This window comes from Tissierellales bacterium, assembly GCA_025210965.1.
Classification (GTDB): domain Bacteria; phylum Bacillota; class Clostridia; order Tissierellales; family JAOAQY01; genus JAOAQY01.
In genome coordinates, this window is the sequence record JAOAQY010000044.1 from 1 (window position 1) to 21,539 (window position 21,539).

Consider the following 21,539-nt stretch of genomic DNA (forward strand, 5'->3'; position numbering starts at 1 on the left):
CCAAGTGATACAGTGATTCCTCCGCTATTTGCAAACACCATCACTCCGCCTGCAAATACCATAGTGCCTATTGCCAATGCCGATATCAACTTCTTATAATTCATATTCTTCTATGTCCTCCTAAATGCATTATGAATATATAGTAACCGCGTTTTGTCTCTAATATATTCCTCACATATTTCCAAGTTGTAAACATTTGAGTATTCACCTTTTTTAGTTTTTTCCAAAATAAAAAATCCCAAAAAGCAGCAAAGCCAATAAATTCAAAATTTCAAGCTTTCATCTGTCTGTTTTTTGGGAATAAGTCATTCTAGCTATGCTAATCCGTTACGTTTTATTTGTTTCTCTCTTGCTCTTCCACTTTTCATCTCTACGATTCTATCAAATAACTCTGTAAGCTCAACTATATGTGTTATAAATATCATAGTAAGTCCTTCTATTTCTATCAACTCTTTAAGTATAATAATCAGCTCTTTTCTATCGATATTTGAAAGCCCTTCATCTATTACCAATACGCCTTTATTTGCATATAGTGCTCTTGCAAGACTGACTTTTTGTTTTTCACCATGTGACCAAGCGCTTACTAGGGAATCAAATCCATAACCTAATCTATCTATTCTCGATATCCTTATTACTTCTTCTAACTTTCTTTGATCTAATGGTTTTCCACAAAGTATGTTTTCAAGCAAGTTTCCTGAGTACACAAATGGTTCTGCACAAATGTATTGTCCAGTAAATTTTCTAAATCCGCTTTTATCTGTATTCGAATCGTATCCTAATTGTCCTGTAAGCACCTTAGCCAATGTAGATTTTCCAGAACCAGAATGTCCTATTATAGCTACCTTTTCGCCTTTGTTTATGGAAATAGACGTGTTTTTTAATATATGCTTATCTCCTACTTTATAATCAGCATTTTGAAGTATCATATCTAATTCGCACGATTCTACCTCCTGTGAAACAACCTCTAAATCCAATATTTCATCCATTCTATCACTAGAAACCTTAGCTTGACTAAAGTTGAATAAATAGTTTGCAATTGCCGAAAGAGGAACTATGCTAGCAGTTAAATATGTATTAAAAGCTATTATCTCCCCAATAGTAAAATCCGATAAAACTGTCATTGATCCTCCAATTCCAAGTATAAAGTAAGGTACTACCCCTGAAATTGTAGCCGTTAAACTAGAACCTGCTAGTTTACAATACATCTTTTTTTCATTAGCCAAACATTTTTCATTCGCAGTATCACTATATCTGTCCGCTGCAAAATTTGACATTCTATTTATCTTCAAAAAATCGAGACCATCAATCAATTGAACCAACATATCTTTGCTAAATGTCAGCGTTTTCACATATTTCATGTAGTAATTTTCTAGTCTTGAATTAAATATGCTTACAATAGCTATATACACTACCATCATAAATATTACTAAAACCACAAGTTCCTTTGAAAGCATAAACATCATAAATACATTCATCACTAGCACAACCAAATTTTGCATACACCTTGCGATTTCATCTACAAACAGAACTACTATACTCTTTATATCTTCTTCTACCCTAGTTATCAAGTCTCCTTTTGTGTAATTTGAAGTATCTTCTACCCCGCTTTTCACAATGTGGCTGAATAATGCTATTCTTATATCTCTAACCATATGTAAATTTACCTCTGCAAATATCCTATCTTCAGCATATTTTAGTATACGACTAATGACAAATAGTATAATCATAGACCACATAGCCATATTTATATGTACTAAATCTTTACTTGGTATTGTAATATCTATCATGTCTTTCATCATCATCGGTATTCTGATGGTAAGTAGTGGATACAGCAATATAATACACAGCCCCAAAAATATTCGCATCTTATACTTCCTTACAAACCTAAGTACGAATTTTAAATGTTTCATTCAACCACTCCTATTAATTATATATTTCATAATTTCTAAATAAACCTATTATATTTATACAACAAATCCAAGTATTTTGGTATGTTTTTCCATGAAAGGTATGTATTTGACCGCGAATAGCAAAATAATTGGAATCACAAAAAAATGTCATTTTTATATCAATGCTATGCCCGGTTCTGTTTATTAACAAATCGCAACATTTTCGTATAAATTAATGATTTTTTGTGATAAAATTCTAATTAGTAAATACGATTAAATTTTAATCATACTTACATAATGTTATAGCTTTATAGGGGAGTTGAGCTGTAATGTATTGGCAGAGGGGGGTTTTTATGAAAAATGTAAAAAAAATATCAAAATCTAAAAGTAGAGGATCTCTAGCAATCAAACTTTCAATAGTCTGTTTGGTAGCTATATTAGCAGTTTTCACCATTGTCGGATCAATGAGTATTTACTCTATGAATAATCAACTAAATGACAATCTTAAACGACGAATAGAACTAAGGTCAGAAAGTGCTGTAAAAAGTATAAGTAAAGTATTCGAAAAAGGTTCTGTAACAGTAGATCAAATGATAAACAATCAATTTTTCAAAAACTATCTATCAATTGTAAATACATATGATGAAGTAAATACTGCAGACTCATATAGCAATATAGTAAGTACATTAGATCAAATAAAAAACAATAATTCTACTATTGGACTTGCATATATAGGAAATGATAGAGCTTCGTTTATAATAGGAAACAACGAAACTAGATCTGATAGAGATTATAAAACCACTGAAAGACCTTGGCATAAATCAGCTGAAAATACTACTAGAGTTGGCTTTACAAAACCATATACAGATGCTATAACTGGAGAATTGGTACTAACTCTATCAAAACTCTATAGAGATGAAGCTGGTAGCTTTGCCTGTATAGACATGAGTATATCCGAATTACCTGTAATCATGGAGGAACAGACCATAGGTGATATGGGCCGAAATATATTGATTTCTAGTGATGGTACTATAATCTACGATAAAAATGATAAAAAAATAATGACTGAAAATATATTAGATGACAGTGATTTAAAGAATATCGGTAGCAAAATGATAGCTGGTGAACACGATATAATAGATATTGATTATGAAGGAAAATCATACTATATGTCGTACCAACCAATAGAAATAAGTGGCTGGTCAGTTGCTATACTAGCGGAACAAGAAGAAATGCAAGCTGACCTTCATAAAGCTGTATTTGTAATGTCAATGAGCTATCTAGCTGGAGCTACATTTTTAGTAGTATTGATTTATATAATGATACGAAGAAGTTTAAAACCTATAAAAGAAGCTGCTGCATTTGCTAAAGTAATGGCTTCTGGTGATTTGAGCAATGAAATACCAAAGAAATTTCTAAATAGAAGAGATGAACTTGGCGAACTAGCAGAAGCATTTGAAAATATGGATTCTAGCTTTAATTCACTTTTAAAACAGGTCAAGGAATCATCTATGCAAGTAGATTCAGCGGCAAATGAGCTCTCAACTGCTGCAAACCAAGCTGCATTAACTTCTGAGGAGATAACAAAGACTGTAGATGAAATTGCAAATGGTGCAACTGGTCAAGCCTTAGATACTCAGGAAGGATCTTTCAAAACTGAAGAATTAGGAGATTTAGTTGAAAAAGAACAAAATATAATTGAAAAAATAAATGAGCAATCTGCATCTGTTGAAAAATCTATAGAATCTGGACTAGATATAGTATCTGATCTTACTCAAAAAGCTAAGAACAGTGAGCACGCATCTGAAAGCATAAGAAAAGTAATACTAAAAACTAGCGATAGTTCTGAAAAAATAAAGCAAGCTAGTATCGTAATCGAATCTATCGCTGAGCAAACAAATCTACTCGCTCTAAACGCTGCTATAGAAGCCGCTAGAGCCGGTGAACACGGAAAAGGCTTTGCAGTAGTCGCAGAGGAAATACGAAAACTGGCAGAACAATCAAGCAAATCTACAAAAGAAATCGATGCTATAGTTACAGAGCTTATAGAAAACTCAAATGACGCAGTTCAAACTGTGGAGTCAATGGTAGACACTCTAAAAGAACAGCTAAAAAGTGTTGATTTAACAGAAGAAAAATACAAAGAAATAGAAGGAGCTATAAGAGTTGTAGCAATTGAAATATCAAATATGGTCGCTTATAGTGAACAAGTTCACGAAAAGAAAAACGAAATATTAGATAAAATGCAAAATCTTTCTTCTATAGCAGAAGAAAATGCAGCTTCAACTGAAGAAGTTTCAGCCTCTACGGAAGAACAATTAGCTTCCATGGAAGAAATAGCAAATTCTAGCGAATCACTTGCATCACTTTCTCAAGATTTACAAGAAGAGATAAGTAAATTTAAAACTAAATAATGCCCTAACACAAAGCCCTATCACACTTCAAAGCGAAGTATAATAGGGCTTTTTTTATGATAAATTTATTTTAAATCTCACATATCCTGAGTTCTTTTATCAAAACTATACAGCTAATGTTTTTGTCTCCAATTGCTTTTCTATTCTATCGAGCAATTCATCAGGATATCCCAATAATTTCAATACTTTCACTGCATTTCTAGTAGGCGAAATTCCAGGTCTTATAGTATAATCAAATGCCAATCCTTCGTCGTCTACATCATCCATGAAGTAATAAAAATCATAATTTTTAACCATCTTTGTCAGTTCTAAATCGTGAGTTGCCACCATTACAAGTCCATTTCTCGCATCCACATAATCAAGTATTTCAGCTGCAGCATTAACTCGCTCTATTGGATTAGTTCCTCTGAAAATTTCATCTATGAGAGCTAGTGTCGTTATTTTATCTCCACTTGTATCAACTATTCTTTTTATTGATTCAGCCTCACTCATATAATAACTTTTACCACCCATCAAATCATCCTGCGGACTTATAGACGTAACTATTTTGAAAAAACTAGCTTCATAACTGTCGCAAATGCAAGTCATAATGGTCTGTGCCAACAATGCGTTTACCCCTACCATTCTCACAAAAGTCGATTTTCCTGACATATTAGAACCTGTAATCAAAACACTATGTCCTGATACACTTATATCATTAGATATCGGATTATCAATTAGAGGATGTGCTATTCCCCTTAATTTTAGATATTTACTTTCTTCTCTAAATACAGGTTTGCAATATTTCTCTATGGATTCTCTGTATTCTGAAACTGCAACAAATGTGTCTACCTCCCCAAATATGCGAAATAACCTCTGAAGATGTTCCTTGTTTTTTTCAACTTCTCGTACAGAATCAAAAAACGATCTCTCTTTAATCAGAAATATTATAGTTAGGTAATCTCCGAGCACGTCAAGTCCTTCAACTAAAGACACATTTCTCGAACGTTTTCCTAGTTTCTTGCACTCTTTCTTTATTGATCTAAGTTCTTTAGCCGTATTTGAATCAATAGAGTCAAACACTCTTGCGAGCTCTTCACTACAATTAACTAGTCTTCCCAAGTACTGAACAGCTTCGACTCTACCCACCATTTTCATTTTCAAATTATAATGCAGTGCCATATTTGCCATGAGCAGAATTCCAAATGCAAACATAAATACAGAACTTTTTATCACTGCCATTAAAATCATCATAACAATCAACGCCAGATAAAGACCTTTGCAAATCCAATGAAACTTTTTCTCATACTCCATATCCGAATAAAGAATATTTGCCACATCCATATCAGTTTTGCCAGCTTTTCTAAGTACCTTTACCACTTTTTGTTTAATGATTTCATCATTTTCAAACTTCTTTATTTTTTCTTGTCTATCATATAGTGTTTCATTGTCAAAAACAGGTCTTCTAAGCATATCGTAAAAAACATACTCCCCTGCTGTAGAAGATGTATAATCTATCTTTTTAAAAACTTCATCCATGACTAAATCTCTCCAAGTCATTTCATCAATGCATCCATCTGCGCCATTTTCAGATCGTCTAATCACATACCTTCTCATATCATCAAATTCACGTTTCTTATCATTTGTAACTCTAAAATGTTTCATATAAAAACCTCCATGAAATTGATTTTACATCTTTAGCCCAAAAATAACAATTAAATTCAGCTTAAAATATACTTTGATATATTATGTGAATTTTTGAGCCATGCAAAAATTCATATCAATCTCGGCTCAAAATAAAAAACTGTATCGTCAAAAAACAAGTAAAATACACTTGTTTTTTGGCAATACAGCTCATGTAATTTTTAAAATTTATCTACTTAAACTGGCTCTCAAGCTTGGCAAAAAAGTCAAATTTAGGTGGAATTGTATTTATTTTGTGATTTTCTACATCATTCATGTGCTTCGAAATAGGTTCCATGATGTAATCCCAAGACCAAACACTGTCATTTAAGTTCATGTACTCAAGTACTTTTTCACTACTTTCTGGTACTATTGGGTGAAGCAGTGTAAGTGTCACTTGTGCACCATAGAAACTGTCAGCTATAACCTGTGCTCTCATGTCATTATCATCTGCATCGTCAGCTTTCTTCATCTCTCTAGAGAAATACTTAGATAGCTTTCTAATTAAACTATCCAAATCAGAAATCACACGGTGGAATTCTTGTCTGTACATATTTTGCTCATAATTCAAAGCAGTTTTTTCAACTAATTGAAGCATTTCTTCAGATACTTCTAAATTAGGAATTTTGTTATCAAAATACTTTTGTGTCGTATAGAAACAAGAACGAAGTAATCTATTGTAAACATTAGTAAGTAAATTACCATCTTTAAGAACCACGTCTGCTTCATCTTTATTCGCATCTGGGTCAAATGGCTGTGGGTTAAAACTTACACTTCTCTTAGAAAGACCAAGGCTTAAGAAATGCATTCTTAGCTGATCTTTTGTATAGTAGTCTAAAAGCTCATCAGCCATAGGTGGCTTTATATCTCCAGAGCTACTAGCCTTAGAATTTAAGAACAATAAATGACGATTAGCTACTAATTGAGGGAAATTAATGTTTTCAACATCCTCTTCTGACTTAGGTCCATGACCCAAATATGCCATAAGCATAGCCATTTCAGCGATTCCGTAAAAGTACACGTTATCTTCTCCTATGAACTGATATGCTTTAGTATCTTCTGAAATCCACCAATCTTTCCAATCAGCAGCATCTTTGCCAATAGATTCTAAATACGTTTTAGTAAACGAAATAGGAGCCCAAAGAGATTCAGGCCATACCCAGAATGTCAAATCATCCAATCCATCTGTATTTGGTACAGGAACTCCCCACTTTGCATTACCAGAAAGTCTAAACGGAACTAGAGTTTTTCCAGTTCTATATCTTATAGTTTTTGCATCTAATATAGCTCTAGCTTTATCTCTATCATCTAATGATTCAAACTCGTATGTTACAGAAGGTTTTTTCTCTTCATCTATCAATGTAGCATTTTCAAACTCTACTCCTGCTTCTATAACTTTTTCCTGTTCTTTTCTAGTCACATAAATAGCAGGCTTTTTCAAAAATTCTTCTGTTACGTTCAGTATAGTTTGTCTTACCAATCGCTCTTTTCTTTGTTTTTCAACCATTTTATAAAGCTGCTCTGTATATTCATCTAATACAAAATACCAGTTATCAACTTCTTTTAATACAGGCTTTTCATTTGACAATATACTGATAGGATTTATAAGCTCGCTTGGCATATATTGATGTCCTAATGCACATTCATCAGCATAGGCTTTATCTGACTGACAGCCTTCAAAAGGACATTCTCCAACTACCTGACGACCATTTAAGAATACTCCCTCTTTTTCATCATAAAACTGAAGAGTCGACAATTTCTTCAAATAACCATTCTTGTATAAATTCTCAAAAAGTGCATTTGAAACCTCTTTGTGGATTTCTCCACTTCTATCGAATGCAGATGAAGCAAATAGACTAGGTGCTACATCGTATTTACCTAAAATATCTTTTTGCAATTTGTGAAACCCGTACACATAATCTTTAAGTGATACATGCTCCGCCTCAGTACCGTGCTCGTCTAAATACTTTTTATAGCTCGCAATTATAGGTGAACCATAGCAATCTGTACCTGAAACAAATATTACATTATCTTTTCCAATTCTATCTTTCAAAAATCTTGCATATGTATCCGCGTGAATAAACACACCACCAATATGTCCAAAATGTAGAGATTTATTGCCATAAGGCATACCTGCCGTTATCACCGCGCGTTTTGGAAACTCCGGTCTAGGTCGCTTAAATCCTTTCATGAAATCCACTCCTTCTATATAAATATCTAACCTTTATTTTACCACATTATATTAGAAGAACCAACTCTATGTCAAAAAATAATTGACTCAAAAAAATACGAGCCAATTGCAATTATTATTGACTCGCAAATTCATAATAATATGAAGCCACAACTATCCATTAACCATTACTACTTGAATAACTCTAACTTAATCAAACTAATTATTCTATAATATCCTATAGGTGCTAATTCAGTAATTCTAACAAATCCATCAAAATCGTCTCTTCCCTTTATCTCATCTAGCGTGAATGCATCTGAATAAAATTTATCGCGAATATATTGCTCGCTTACATCATCAAATAAAGATCCATCTGCACTACTATAGTTATATTTGATCGAATATTCAAATGAATCCACATCACATAGAAAACTAGGCGGATTTTTTACAACTACTATAGCTTTTATATCTTTATATGGATGTACATAGCACATATCGCCAGCTTTCAAATCTGATATGTCCATAGCAAAAATCTTATTAGGGTCCGTAAGATCTTCAATTGTAGCTCTCCTTTCTATAGAGTCTACAAAATAAACCTTCACATCGCTGTATTTTTCCTTTGGTATAATTATATGATTTAATTCACGATCCTTTATATGAAGAGGATTTCGATCTACATATCTAATCACAGCAAGTTTATCACTAGTCTCCGAAACGAATCCTGGGTAAAAGTATCTCGAATCGAACCCCAGTGTCTTGCCATAGTGAGTAAATCCTTTAGCCTCTTTGCTAAGCTCTTTTACCTCTTTTGGATCTAGCTTAATTAATACCGAAAATTCATTTGCCTGTGACATTGTGTATATAAGAACAAAATCCCCAATGCCGATAGCTCCATTTTCATCATAAAACTGCTTCATATCTTTATTTTCTTTCAGTGAAAACCTTTCATTTATACCAAATTCTTCTACATTAGTATCCTTATCTCGCCGACATCCAAATGTCCATACATCGTTATTTTTTGAAATAACCTTGTAAATATCATACATGAACCAATAATTTGGATTATAGACTCTATTGTTATCATAAACTTCTAAGAGTTCTTTCTTTTTGCCATTCTCTATTTTAAATTGAGCGAGAACTATGTCTTCTTTGACCAGAAACATCGGATTATCATCTTCAAAAAATACAGATTCCAAATTATATCTCAAAACCCACTCTTCATAATCTCTATTTTTCATATAATAAGGTTCGTTAACTTTATCGTCTACTTCTATCCACTCTTCTAAACCTTCAAAGTAAAAGTCTGTAATCTGTACTACTTCATTTTTCAGATGCCCTTCCATATTCGTCCCTAAAGGCTCTGGATTAAGAGTTTTATAACCTTTAAAATTATAAACACGATCTATTGGATGCAGCTTGATAATTTCACCTTTTTTATTCAAATCAATTCTCCAAATATAATCTTCCAAAAACGCAGGCTTGTACTCTTTTGAATTATCTATTATTTTTTCGTAATTCGGGTCCATTTTCAGTCCAAAAATATCTTCTGGTTCAAACATTTCTGTAAATACGTTAGCTCTATATCCAAAGTAATAATAATCACCATCTATCCTTATAAACTTGTAACCTATACCATCTTCATGATGTTCCTCCGCCTCCAACTTTGAAAGATAATAATCAAACTTTTCCTCTTTTATGCTAGTTTTTTCTGCCTTTGCACTTACTTGACAAACTTGAATTGTAATTAGTACCAAACATAATAAATACGTAAAAAACATCCTTTTTCTCATAAGACATTCCTCCTATTCATTGTTTACGCTTAGCGTGAATATCTCAATTCATATCCAAATACAAAAGCACATGGCTATCCTTCTAATTCAATTTCTCTACTGCCACCTTTATCCTCTCAAGCGCATCTTCTAAAACTACTCTAGCACAACCTATATTTAATCTCACAAATCCGTCTCCGCCAGTACCGTAGCAATCACCTTGATTCATAAGTACTTTAGCTTCCCTTATCAAAAAGTCTTCAAGTTCTTTTCCTTTTACAGGCATGCCTCTAAAATCTAGCCACATCAAATAAGTGCCATCTGGTTTTGATACCTTTATTTGTGGCAGGTTTTCATCAATATAAGATTTCACAAAATCAGCGTTTCCTTCTAAATATACTAGCAATTGTTCTAGCCACTCTTCACCAAACGTGTATGCAGCTTCAAGTGCTTCAAAACCAAATACATTTGGCCTAGATATACCAAACGAAGCTCTCTTATCTAGATAAGCTTTTCGTAATTTTTCATTTGGTATGATGAGATTTGCTGTATTTAATCCAGCTACATTAAACGTCTTACTTGGAGCTGTACATATCACTGTATTTTGAGCAAATGACTCCCCAAGCATAGCAAATGGCGTATGTTTAGACTTTTTATAAATCAAATCTCCATGTATTTCATCCGAAATTACAATCACACCATGCTTTTCGCAAATTTCACCAAGTCTTGTAAGTTCTTCTCTAGTCCAAACTCTCCCAACAGGATTGTGAGGGCTACAAAGTATAAGTAATTTAACATTTTCAGACATTTGAGATTCTAAATTTTCAAAATCCATCTCATATCTATCTCCATTTTTGATCAGCGGATTCTCAACTACTTCGCATCCATGATTATTAATAGCTTCATAAAACGGCGTGTATACTGGTGGCTGAACTATAATTTTATCTCCTGGTTTTGTAAGTGCCGATACTAACAAATTTAAACCAGTTACTATTCCTGGTGTATACGCAATCCATCCTCTATCAATATCCCATCCATGACGATTTTTCATCCATCTAATAACTGAATCCTCATAATCTTCAAAATCACCAGAATAACCATATATACCGTGAGAAGCTTTGTGCTTCAACATATCAGCTACCTCTATAGGTGATTTGAAATCCATATCTGCAACCCACAGAGGTAGTATCCCCTCCGGATTTATTCCAAACTTTTCCTTTATACCATCCCATTTAAGCGAATGAGTATTCGCACGATTAATAGGTTTACTAAAATCATACCTCATTTAACGTATACCACCTTTCTTCAAAATCATGAATTTGTCTAATCCCTGTATATAGTTTACCCCAAATCATCCTAATATTACCATTAATTTATTCAATACCATTTACCCAATTTAATGTATTTATTTTTCCATCTACTACTCCAAATCTAGCATTTAACTTTTCTCCAACAATGTACCTATACCAATTGTCAGCTACAGCAATTACTTCTTTCTCTTTTCCATTTGAAGTTTTTACTGTAAGCTTGTAATCATTCTCTTGTTTTACAACATCTAATATTTCTACCAAGTCATCGACATATTCATTCTTCAAAGGCCTTCCCTCAGCTGGAATAATTTGCGATTTGAATTTTTCTGATTTTTCATTAAACATCTGCATAGAAACCTTCTCTATAGCCTTCAAATTTTTATTTTCATCTCTAAAGAATTCAAAATAAATATCTTCATATGCTCTCTCATCATTTTTGTAAATATTTCCATAGTCTAATGCATCCCTAAACTTAGACTCTTCAGCTTCATTTAAAATAAAACTATGTGCTAAATCAAAATCATTAGTGTTTTCACCCATTCCAAATACAAATTTTCCATTTAATCTACCTAAGTAACGATATATGTAACTCTCATTTATTTTCCCCAAATATTCAACGCCCTTAATTACAAGTTCTTCCGCCCAATCTTTTTTGAATATTTCTCCTTCTATTTTATAAAGCGCATCCTTATCAACCTCATTTTTCCCAAAAAGTCTTTTGATATCTGGTTCTTCTTTCAAATGAAATCTAATAGAATCTCCAGACTTTAAATCAAATAATTCCATTTGGCTAGAATCAAATTCAATCCCAAATCCCGTGTAATTATTTTCCCCTATAGATGACCATTTTTCGAAACTAAATGGCACATAAGATATCCCATTATTAGTCACAATTGCACATTCTGCCTTTCCACTATCACCAACTAATACAACTGCATTCTTCACTCCATGTTCATATTTTTCCAAAAATTCATTTATACCTATCCTTTCTATTCCGTTTACAATTACAAATTCATCATCCAACTCGATAATATCTCCTGATGATGTTTCAAATCTCATCTTCGTTAACTCTCCATCAAATATTGATCTTTCACTTGGAACAATTTTTATCATATCCCTTGCAACAAAATCATCAATCCCAACATTAAATAAATAAATTTCACCTTTTCTAAATCTCTCACTTGTCAAATCAAACTCTTTTAAATTTTCCAATCTATTTTTGTAAAGTTTTTTCAATTCCCCAGGATTTTTAACTATAAAATCGTAATCATAACTATACTCATAGCCTCTAGTATTTTCATCTACAATTATTTTTCCATCTATATTATTATACAAACCTCTTATATCTAATGATCCTATACCATATCCACTTTTAAAAACTTGACCTATTATTAATGAGGTTTTTTTATCTTCTGATTCAACATATGGAGAATTTCCTGCAAATAACATGCTTCTTACACTTGTATTAGCGAGGACAGTTCTGATTCTATTTTCATCATTTAGCTCAATATATATCCTCTCTCCTATAATATTTTGATTCTCTTTTTGGCCAAACCATATACAATCATCAGCCAAATATACCCATGATCTTTGATTTTCATCAAATTGATTTGGAGCCATGCTACTCATATTTCCATATCCTAGTTCTAATTGTCCATCGCTTGAATTTAGTACTGTATAATATGCTGAATTTTTTTCTCTTGATATGATGGGATTAACCTTTGTTACATACCCGCCAGCAACTGAATCTATACTTATAACTGAATGTTTCAATTCTTGATAAAAGTATCCCTTATCATTTGACCAAAACGTTCTCAACTTGCCATCTTCATCTTTCAAAGTCATTTCAACCAAATCGCCGTATTTATCTAACTCTTCTACATCTATTACTAAACCTCTCTCCAAATGATTTACTTTGTTTTCGCCCTCATCATCTAATTTTTCTATTGATACTAATTGATCCAGGCAATTTATTTTCAAGAATACTATATCCCCTTCATTCCATGATTCTAAGTATTCATTGCTTTCTTCACTCATATCACTATGAGTTTTAATAATCTCTTCTACTAACTCAGATTTATTTTCTAATTCATAAGTCACATAAAAATTATTTTTTGACGACCCAACATCTTTTATTTTTGCTTTTACAATGTATTTTGTTGCATATTCAATCGAATCCAAATCAGTGAAGTAAATAAGACCGATTCCCTTTAAATCATCGGGACTTAAAATATATCTAAAAGAAGTTCTACCATCAGTATTGTATAAATCTGAAAAGTCCTTTTTCTCGCCTTTATAATTGAGCCATCTATCATAATCAAAAAACAAAAATCTTCCATTTTCTCGAGTAACTATAAATTCTTCGCTCATATAAAGACCTAAATTTTCTTCAATTTCATCATCATAATTTTTAATATTTGATATACTTTTCTCATCCTGTTCTACCAGTATCACAGCATCTATATTTCCTTCTTTCGATAAGTCTTCACTTTTTCTATGAAAATAAACTAAATCTCCCTGTTCTATATCTTCTTGAGAAATTCTAACCATTTTATCCTTAGCAAACTTAAAATTCTCTTCCAACATATCCCCTATTTTTAATTTTAAAAACACAGTGCTCTCATCTAAATCATTTGCTTTTATATGACTTTTTCTATCTATTTTATAGTACTCTACAATTTTATGGCTCTTTTTCGACCATTCCGACACCACTCCGCAAAAAAGCATTTCCGGATCAAATACTTCATCAATATTCTCATACAAACTATCTGCCGAACTCAGCACATCACTCTTGCTAGATTTTTCTCCCTCGAGTTGAAACTCACAACTACATGCAATCATAAGCACAAAAAATACCGCCATTACCAAAACAATAAAATTACCTCTTTTTTTCATATTGTCACTCCCCAATTTAGTCGGTAGTGTAAAATATTACACTACTTTCTGTTTTCACAAATCGCGTATACATAATTTTATTATACACATTACAATCGTTCAAGCTGTTACAAAATTATTAAAATTTTGATTAAACACAAAAAATCAGGACAAAGCCCCGCTCAAACTTAAGCAAAACTTTAGTCCTGATCTTTTTAAAACTCTATTCTGTAACATTAAGATACTGATGATTGTTCTATCACGCCCACTTCCGCTGAACCTTCTCTTACCGCTTTCCACTTCATCCAGCCAAAGAAGCCTGCCCCCAATGCTGACCACGCAAGTATAATTCCCCATTCATAAGGCCATATTAGTGATGCTGGTCCACCAGGCATATACATACATATCATACCTACACAAAGAAGTACAGCCATAGTCCCAACAAATTTACCGTTTTTAACTCTATAAGGTCTACTCATATTGGGTTCATTTTTTCTAAGAACTAAAAATGATATAGAAACCATCATATATGAAACAACTATGGTAAGCCCCCCTGCATTACTAAGCCAGACAAGCATACTTCTACCAAGAAGTGGTGCTAATGTTGAAAGTGCTCCTATCAAAAATATAGCATTTACTGGAGTCTTATGCTTAGGATGTAATTTCCCCAAAAAGCTAGGAAGCATACCCGATTCAGCCATAGCATAGATTGCTCTACTTCCACCTACAAAGAATGAATTCCAACTAGTAAGTATTCCTCCTATACCTGCTAATACAACTATCTTAGCTGCTATAGGACTACCACCAAATATAGCCATCATTGCATCTGCTGTAACCAAGCTTGAACCTTGAATTTGTTCTGCACTCAACGTTTTTGACACACTAAATATAATCATCACATACCATACTACAGCCATTATTACTGATAATACTATTATTTTTCCAATTTTTTTAAATGGCATATTTATCTCTTCTGCCGCCTGAGGTATAACATCAAAACCAACATACATAAATGGTGTCATTACAGCAACTGCAAATATTCCCTTTCCACCATTTTGAAATAGTGGTACCATTTCTGCTGCTGGTGCCGCAGTAAATGATCCTGTAAATAACATTATTCCAACGCAAGCAATCAAGAATGTTACTATTCCTTGGACAAAAGCAGCTGCTTTCACCCCAAAGTAATTTACTATAGTAATAATTATAGAACTAATAGCTCCAACCAACACCCAAGATAAATATACATCGTATCCAGCTATCTCATAGAGATAACCAGTCAAATAGGATGGAAATAAATACTCCACCACAGTCGGAAGTGCAACTGCTTCGAATGCTACAACCGATATGTATCCCAATACAATAGCCCAAGTACAAACAAAAGATGCGTTATATCCAAGCGCTCTATGACTGAAAACATGCTCGCCACCACACTTTGGCATAGCCGATGTAAGCTCCGCATAAGTAAGTCCTACAAATAAGACCATCACGCCACCCATTACAAATGCAAGCATAGCGCCTAACATTCCTGCCATCTTTATCCATTCCCCAGCTAGAACAACCCATCCCCAACCAATCATTGCTCCAAACGCAAGTGCTAGTATATCCTTTTTCGACAATACCCTATTAAAATCACTGCCATCACTATTCATCAAACCTCTCCCTTCAAAATAACATGGTGTCATTGTTCCCACAACAAAAATTTGTACAACAAAAAAAGCGTTTCTAATGTATTTACTAATACCTAAAAACTACTGCTAAAATAAAATCAATTGCACAAATGATTTACTGCTATTAATTTGCTAACTCAAATTGATTAAATCAAAGAAAAGAATAAACATAAGAAAAAATGTAATTTTTTAAGTCAGAACACAATATATATATTGAATATATATCCCTCGCTAATCATTATTATATACTATATTTCAATGTTTTTGAAGTTATTTTTTTACCATGTTTCAGTTATATCCTTTCTTTTTTGAACACATTTCGAGCATCGACCAATGCATAAAAAAACATGTCCATAATCATTGATTAATTACTAATCCATGCCAATTTACTAACTACAGATCATTTTCTAACTTGTGAGTATAAATTGAACGAATTCATCATTTACTTTAACTGTGTTTTTTTAACTTTTTTGTATTTTCTTCCAAATATTCTGAAAATACATTGACATTTAAATATCAAAGTGATAACTTTAAAATAAAAGAATATAGGGGGAATACTTTATGGACACATCTAAGGTATCAAGTAGTAGCAGTAGTAGTGAAATTTTGTACAAGATAGACGACAAGCCACCACTCAAAATCGCTGTACTCTTGGGTATTCAGCACATCATGGCCGCATTTGGCGGTATAGTTGCAGTACCACTGATTGTTGGAGGAGCACTCGGTTTACCATTAGAAGATGTAGCATTTTTAGTAAGTTCTGCTTTATTGGCAGCTGGTATTGCTACATATATTCAGGCTAAAGGACTCGGTCCTGTAGGGGCTAAACTTCCCTGTATAATGGGCACCGACTTTACATTTGTAGGGCCTTCAATAGCCGTCGGATCTGCATATGGTATAGCTGGTATGTTTGGCGCTACTATAATGGGTTCTTTCATAGAAATATTTTTGAGCCGCTTTATAAAACCTCTTAGAAAATTTTTCCCACCAATTGTAACCGGTACTGTAGTAATGCTAATAGGGCTTACTCTACTTCCAGTTTCGATTGATTGGACTGCTGGTGGTGTTGGCTCTCCTGACTACGGCAGTATACAAAACATATCTATAGCCTTTTCTGTAATGGTTGTAATAATGCTACTAAATAGATATGGTAAGGGCATGTTTTCTTCTGCTTCAGTTATAATCGGTCTCATCTTTGGCTACATAGTCTGTATTCCTTTAGGTATGATCGACTTTTCAGCTATATCAAATGCAAGCTGGTTTTCAGTGCCAATGCCTTTTAAATACGGTATTAGCTTTCACTTTGGAGCTTTTGTTGCTTTTGTAACCGCATATTTAGTTACAACAGTGGAAACAGTAGGATGTCTTTTTGCAGTTGGAGAAGCTGCTGAAAAAGAATTGGAATCTGAAGATATATCTAGAGGGATATTAGCAGATGGTGTGGGCTCTTTTATAGCTGGTATATTTAATGCTGGTCCAAATACATCTTTTTCACAAAATGTAGGTCTAATACCTCTTACAAAAGTTGCTAGCAATTCTGTAGTTGCAGTAGCTGGTATCATATTGGTTTTACTTGGACTATTTCCAAAACTTGGAGCGCTAATAGCTATAATGCCTAGTCCAGTTTTAGGTGGAGCAGGTATTATAATGTTCGGTATGGTAGTCTCTGCTGGTATAAAAACAATAAAAGATGTAGACTTAAACAATAGAAACATGCTAATTTTAGCAATTTCTCTAGGAATAGGTATGGGCGTTACCGTTCGTCCTGATCTACTAAATAGCATGCCTTCTGCTATACAAAGCTTTTTCTCTTCTGGCATAAGTGCTGGTACAGTTTCTGCACTTATTTTAAATATCGTATTGAAAGAAGAAAATAAATTTGTTGAGGTAAACAGCGAAGAAAAAATTGCAAAATAATAACTCTATTATTTATTCATATTCATACACACAAAAAAAGATCTACAATTTCAATTAAATTGAACTTGTAGATCTTTTTTTATCTCAGTTAAGTATTATATAACTCTAACCTTTTACTATATTTCTTCCAGCCTCTTTAGCTTCGTACAATTTATAGTCAGCCCTAGCTATAAATTCGTGAATCTGCTCTCCATCTTTGTATTCTGCAACACCCATACTGAGTGTAACTGCATGAACCGTTTTAGCAAAATGAGTTCTGTCATAAACCATTTTCCTTATATTTTCAGCTAGTCTACCTGCCTCAGCTAAATCTGTATCCGTCAATGCTATAATAAACTCATCTCCACCGAATCTAAACAATCTGTCTGTAGACCTTATATTTTTCTTTATCAAATCCGTTGTTTCTTTTAAAACTGCATCTCCTACTAAATGTCCATATTTGTCATTTATTAATTTAAAGTAATCTACATCATATATGATAATAGCTAAATCGCCTCCTGATTTATGTGCTTTTTCCATAAGCATTTTCATATATTCATAGAAACGATTTCTATTATAAGCTCCTGTCAATTTATCAGTATACATCACTCTATTTACCTTTTCTTTTGATGCATGTGATAGTACTATTATAGCCATTACTAGTATCCACAAAAAGAATACCAGGAAGCTCTTTATGATCATACTTCTTTTAAAATTACCATACGCTTCATTTTTGCTATAAAATACAAGATAACCCACACTTTTACCAACCACATTCTTTATACTCAAAAATGTAATAGAATACATTGTTCCATTTATATCAGAGTTGACTAAAAAAGTCTCTCCATCGTCAAAAAAACTATCTAATTTTGATATAAAATCCTCGCAGCCAACAACATTTTCTATTAATTTGCTATAATTCCCATATTTTTTGACATATGAAAGTGCTTCTCTATCATAGTAATAATCAGCTGACAATTTACTTTCTCTGTAATTATCAGCTATCTGCTCTTGCCAAACCTTTCCATTCACTATCGATTTCTTTATCATGAATGATGTTGGATTTTCAAATAATTCATCCATCAATTGAATTATAGACATGAATGATATACTAGTTTCTACACAACCCAAATAAGTTTCTTTATAAAAAAGAGGATATTCAAATCTATATCCGTTAAAGACCCTACCTTCTTCAAATCCCTCAGCATATCTATGATATGAATTTACAATTCGAACTGTATCTCTGATATCAGTCAAACTATCTCCAAATTTATCTTTTTTATGCATTCTTAAAAAACTCGTATCATCATTTAAAACGAAATGAAATTGCCTAAAATTATTTGCTACCATATTCTCATATGTTCCTTGCAACTCATCAGCTAATTTTTCTCTCAAATAAGACTTTTTTTCCGCATTCGCTGAATACACTGTACTCATAATTTTCAGTATCTCATCTTTATTTATTATCTCATCAAAATATGTTTTTGCAATCATTCTATAACCCGATACTATGGTATTATACTCTTCCTCATAACGTGCAATGCAATCATCATCGTAATTCTTAATTTCCCTTTTATAATCGCTAATCAATATAATTTCTAACAAACCAAATAGCATTGTTGCAATCAATATAATACTACTAATTTTGACAATAGTCTTCTTTTTATCAATAGCATACATATCTCTTTCTCCTATAGATTTTTTAATCCTCAATCATTATATTCCTAAATGCGATTATTTTCAATAAAAAAACCAAGAGTTTACAATTACTCTTGGCTCTTTCTCTAATCAATTTTAAATTTACCTATTGCACCATTCAGTTCATTTGCCAAATCAGATAATGACTGACTAGCTGATGAAATTTCATCCATCGATGCAGTTTGTTCCTCTACACATGCTGATGACTGCTGAGTACTAGCTGCATTCTCTTCTGCTATCGCGGATAGATTCTGTATAGTATCCAATATATCTTCTTTTTGTTTTTCCATTGCCTTTTCAGAAGCATTGAGTTTCTTCATTGCAGTTTCAGATAATTTTATAGCTTCAAATATTTCTCTATACTTTCCTTCAGTATCTCCTACGCTATTAACCTGTTGCTCTATGATTTCAGTTACCCTCTCTATAGTCGAAACCGCCAAACTAGAGCTATCTATAAGTTCCTGAACTATTTCATCTATTCTCTTTGTGGATTCAGTTGACTGCTCAGCTAATTTTCTAATTTCTTCAGCAACTACTGCAAATCCCTTTCCAGCTTCTCCTGCTCGAGCCGCCTCTATAGCAGCGTTTAATGCCAGTAAATTAGTTTGCTCTGCTATTGAAGCTATCATATTACTAGCTTCTCCAATCTTTCCTGTACTTTCATCTGTTTTTTTGATTACATCAAAAATCTCTTTAGTTGCTAAATTAGTCTCTTTTGCCTTTACACTCAAGTCATCAACTATTTCTAGCCCCGTTTCAACTAATCCAAATACATTTGTTGAAGCCTGATTTAAATCCCTCATATGTGATTTGTTTTCCTCAATCAAATCTCCAAGTTCTGCTGTTTTCATAGCTCCTTCAGTTGTACTCTCGGCTTGATCGGTAGCACCTTTTGCAATTTCTTGTATAGTCGTTGCCACTTCGCTAGATGCAATTGCAACATGCTCAGCAGTTTCGTTTAAATAACTTGCAGAAGATGTAACTCTATCAGAAGTATCCTTTATTTCTCCTACTAGTTCTCTAAAGCTATCTGTAAGATACTGAAATGACTTTGACAATGCCCCAATCTCATCATTTCTCTTAACAAAATCACTTGAAATATCCTCTCTAAAATCTCCCTTTGCTAAAAGCTGTGCATAATCAGCAGCTTGAACTACAGGTTTAATAGTCTTTTTTATACTGATGAATACTATGGTTACTAAAACAAATGCTCCAATTATATAAATACCTATCAAAAGTGCAGTAAATTTTGATAGCGGTGCAAAGACTTCTGATTTATCAACTAATTGAATTATTCCCCATCCATTTATTTCTATTGGCTCATATGATACCAGATAACCTATGTCATTATATTCTAGTTCAGTAATATCTGACTTTCCAGATAAAACTTCACTTTCTACAGATGAAAATCCCTTGACATCCGATAAATGCTTCTCTTCTTTTATCAATGTCTCGTCAGCAGCATAAACAATTTGACCTTCATCTGTTATCAAAAAGTTTGTGCCCTTTTCTCCAATTTTATAATTTTCCATAATCTCTGGTACTCTTTTAAGTGAAATATCTGCCGAATAGAAACCTATGACTTTTCCTTGATCTTCAATAGCTGTAATACCTGATATTACAGTATTTCCTGAGCCAGAATCTTCATACGGAGGTGTAAATGCAACTCCATCAGTTCCCATTGCTAATTTATACCATGGTCTTTCACTCGTTATATAACTAGGCTTAGAAACATATTTCGTATTGTCTATAAAGAAATCAGCATTTTGACTTGCTATAAAAATAAACATTAAATTTTCATATGAATCTGCAACATTAGTTATAGTTCTACTGACTGTATCATACAAATCATGGCTTGTGATTTGCTCCCTAGTCTCGACCTCTTTCAAATACCGTTTAACATTTTCATCAGTAGTCCCCTGATTTGCAATCTGCCTAGTTATCTCAAATATACTAGATATACTTTTGTCAACTAAATCAGACTTAGTTTCAATATTTTTGACGATATTTGCCCTTAATTCAGTTTTAGTATTATTGTAAACCACTATGCCAGATATTACGAAAATAAATATTATGGCTACCAATACAATAGATACTAATTTGCTTGCTATACTACGTCTTTTACTCATTTTCTCCTCCTTAATTTCTTTCCTTTATTTTGCCTTTGCTTCTTCTTTACTATAACAGCTA

General features: G+C 32.9%; 11 protein-coding genes. 2 read left to right on the forward strand and 9 right to left on the reverse strand.

Translation table 11 applies throughout. From position 1 onward, the window contains the following. Positions 1-314 precede the first annotated feature (314 nt). Complete coding sequence (locus N4A40_03085; protein ID MCT4660819.1) at positions 315-1,910, reverse strand: ABC transporter ATP-binding protein/permease; 1,596 nt, start codon at positions 1,908-1,910, stop codon at positions 315-317. Positions 1,911-2,242: 332 nt separating this feature from the next. Here N4A40_03085 and N4A40_03090 point away from each other — a divergent pair, with 332 nt between their 5' ends. Then, entirely contained in the window at positions 2,243-4,303 is a 2,061-nt protein-coding gene (locus tag N4A40_03090; protein ID MCT4660820.1) for a methyl-accepting chemotaxis protein, read from the forward strand. Positions 4,304-4,408: 105 nt separating this feature from the next. Here the strand turns inward: N4A40_03090 and N4A40_03095 are convergent, their stop codons facing one another. From N4A40_03095 to N4A40_03120, 6 genes are all read right to left on the reverse strand, one after another. Next, positions 4,409-5,947 (reverse strand): hypothetical protein, encoded by a 1,539-nt coding sequence (locus tag N4A40_03095; GenBank protein ID MCT4660821.1) that lies wholly within the window; start codon positions 5,945-5,947, stop codon positions 4,409-4,411. Positions 5,948-6,158: 211 nt separating this feature from the next. Next, positions 6,159-8,156 (reverse strand): class I tRNA ligase family protein, encoded by a 1,998-nt coding sequence (locus N4A40_03100; GenBank protein ID MCT4660822.1) that lies wholly within the window; start codon positions 8,154-8,156, stop codon positions 6,159-6,161. A gap of 170 nt (positions 8,157-8,326) precedes the next feature. After that, positions 8,327-9,925: a hypothetical protein gene (locus N4A40_03105; protein MCT4660823.1), complete on the reverse strand. Its 1,599-nt coding sequence runs from the start codon at positions 9,923-9,925 to the stop codon at positions 8,327-8,329. A gap of 82 nt (positions 9,926-10,007) precedes the next feature. Beyond that, positions 10,008-11,189 carry a pyridoxal phosphate-dependent aminotransferase gene (locus N4A40_03110; GenBank protein MCT4660824.1) on the reverse strand — a complete coding sequence of 394 codons (1,182 nt, stop codon included), beginning with the start codon at positions 11,187-11,189 and terminating at the stop codon, positions 10,008-10,010. Positions 11,190-11,277: 88 nt separating this feature from the next. Beyond that, positions 11,278-14,109 (reverse strand): hypothetical protein, encoded by a 2,832-nt coding sequence (locus tag N4A40_03115; protein MCT4660825.1) that lies wholly within the window; start codon positions 14,107-14,109, stop codon positions 11,278-11,280. Positions 14,110-14,324: 215 nt separating this feature from the next. Beyond that, positions 14,325-15,737 carry an APC family permease gene (locus tag N4A40_03120; protein MCT4660826.1) on the reverse strand — a complete coding sequence of 471 codons (1,413 nt, stop codon included), beginning with the start codon at positions 15,735-15,737 and terminating at the stop codon, positions 14,325-14,327. 579 nt (positions 15,738-16,316) lie between these two features. Between N4A40_03120 and N4A40_03125 the strand changes: the two genes are divergently transcribed. Then, positions 16,317-17,672: a purine permease gene (locus N4A40_03125; protein MCT4660827.1), complete on the forward strand. Its 1,356-nt coding sequence runs from the start codon at positions 16,317-16,319 to the stop codon at positions 17,670-17,672. A gap of 105 nt (positions 17,673-17,777) precedes the next feature. Here the strand turns inward: N4A40_03125 and N4A40_03130 are convergent, their stop codons facing one another. Further along, positions 17,778-19,331 carry a diguanylate cyclase gene (locus N4A40_03130; GenBank protein MCT4660828.1) on the reverse strand — a complete coding sequence of 518 codons (1,554 nt, stop codon included), beginning with the start codon at positions 19,329-19,331 and terminating at the stop codon, positions 17,778-17,780. 104 nt (positions 19,332-19,435) lie between these two features. Then, positions 19,436-21,478 carry a methyl-accepting chemotaxis protein gene (locus N4A40_03135; GenBank protein ID MCT4660829.1) on the reverse strand — a complete coding sequence of 681 codons (2,043 nt, stop codon included), beginning with the start codon at positions 21,476-21,478 and terminating at the stop codon, positions 19,436-19,438. Positions 21,479-21,539: the final 61 nt, after the last annotated feature.

Excerpts from the sequence above, each read along its gene's own strand:
- N4A40_03105 (MCT4660823.1), bottom strand. The coding sequence starts at position 9,925 with ATGAGAAAAAGGATGTTTTTTACGTATTTATTATGTTTGGTACTAATT.
- N4A40_03110 (MCT4660824.1), bottom strand. The coding sequence starts at position 11,189 with ATGAGGTATGATTTTAGTAAACCTATTAATCGTGCGAATACTCATTCG.
- N4A40_03100 (MCT4660822.1), bottom strand. The coding sequence starts at position 8,156 with ATGAAAGGATTTAAGCGACCTAGACCGGAGTTTCCAAAACGCGCGGTG.
- N4A40_03130 (MCT4660828.1), bottom strand. The coding sequence starts at position 19,331 with ATGTATGCTATTGATAAAAAGAAGACTATTGTCAAAATTAGTAGTATT.
- N4A40_03135 (MCT4660829.1), bottom strand. The coding sequence starts at position 21,478 with ATGAGTAAAAGACGTAGTATAGCAAGCAAATTAGTATCTATTGTATTG.
- N4A40_03120 (MCT4660826.1), bottom strand. The coding sequence starts at position 15,737 with ATGAATAGTGATGGCAGTGATTTTAATAGGGTATTGTCGAAAAAGGAT.
- N4A40_03115 (MCT4660825.1), bottom strand. The coding sequence starts at position 14,109 with ATGAAAAAAAGAGGTAATTTTATTGTTTTGGTAATGGCGGTATTTTTT.
- N4A40_03090 (MCT4660820.1), top strand. The coding sequence starts at position 2,243 with ATGAAAAATGTAAAAAAAATATCAAAATCTAAAAGTAGAGGATCTCTA.
- N4A40_03125 (MCT4660827.1), top strand. The coding sequence starts at position 16,317 with ATGGACACATCTAAGGTATCAAGTAGTAGCAGTAGTAGTGAAATTTTG.
- N4A40_03085 (MCT4660819.1), bottom strand. The coding sequence starts at position 1,910 with ATGAAACATTTAAAATTCGTACTTAGGTTTGTAAGGAAGTATAAGATG.
- N4A40_03095 (MCT4660821.1), bottom strand. The coding sequence starts at position 5,947 with ATGAAACATTTTAGAGTTACAAATGATAAGAAACGTGAATTTGATGAT.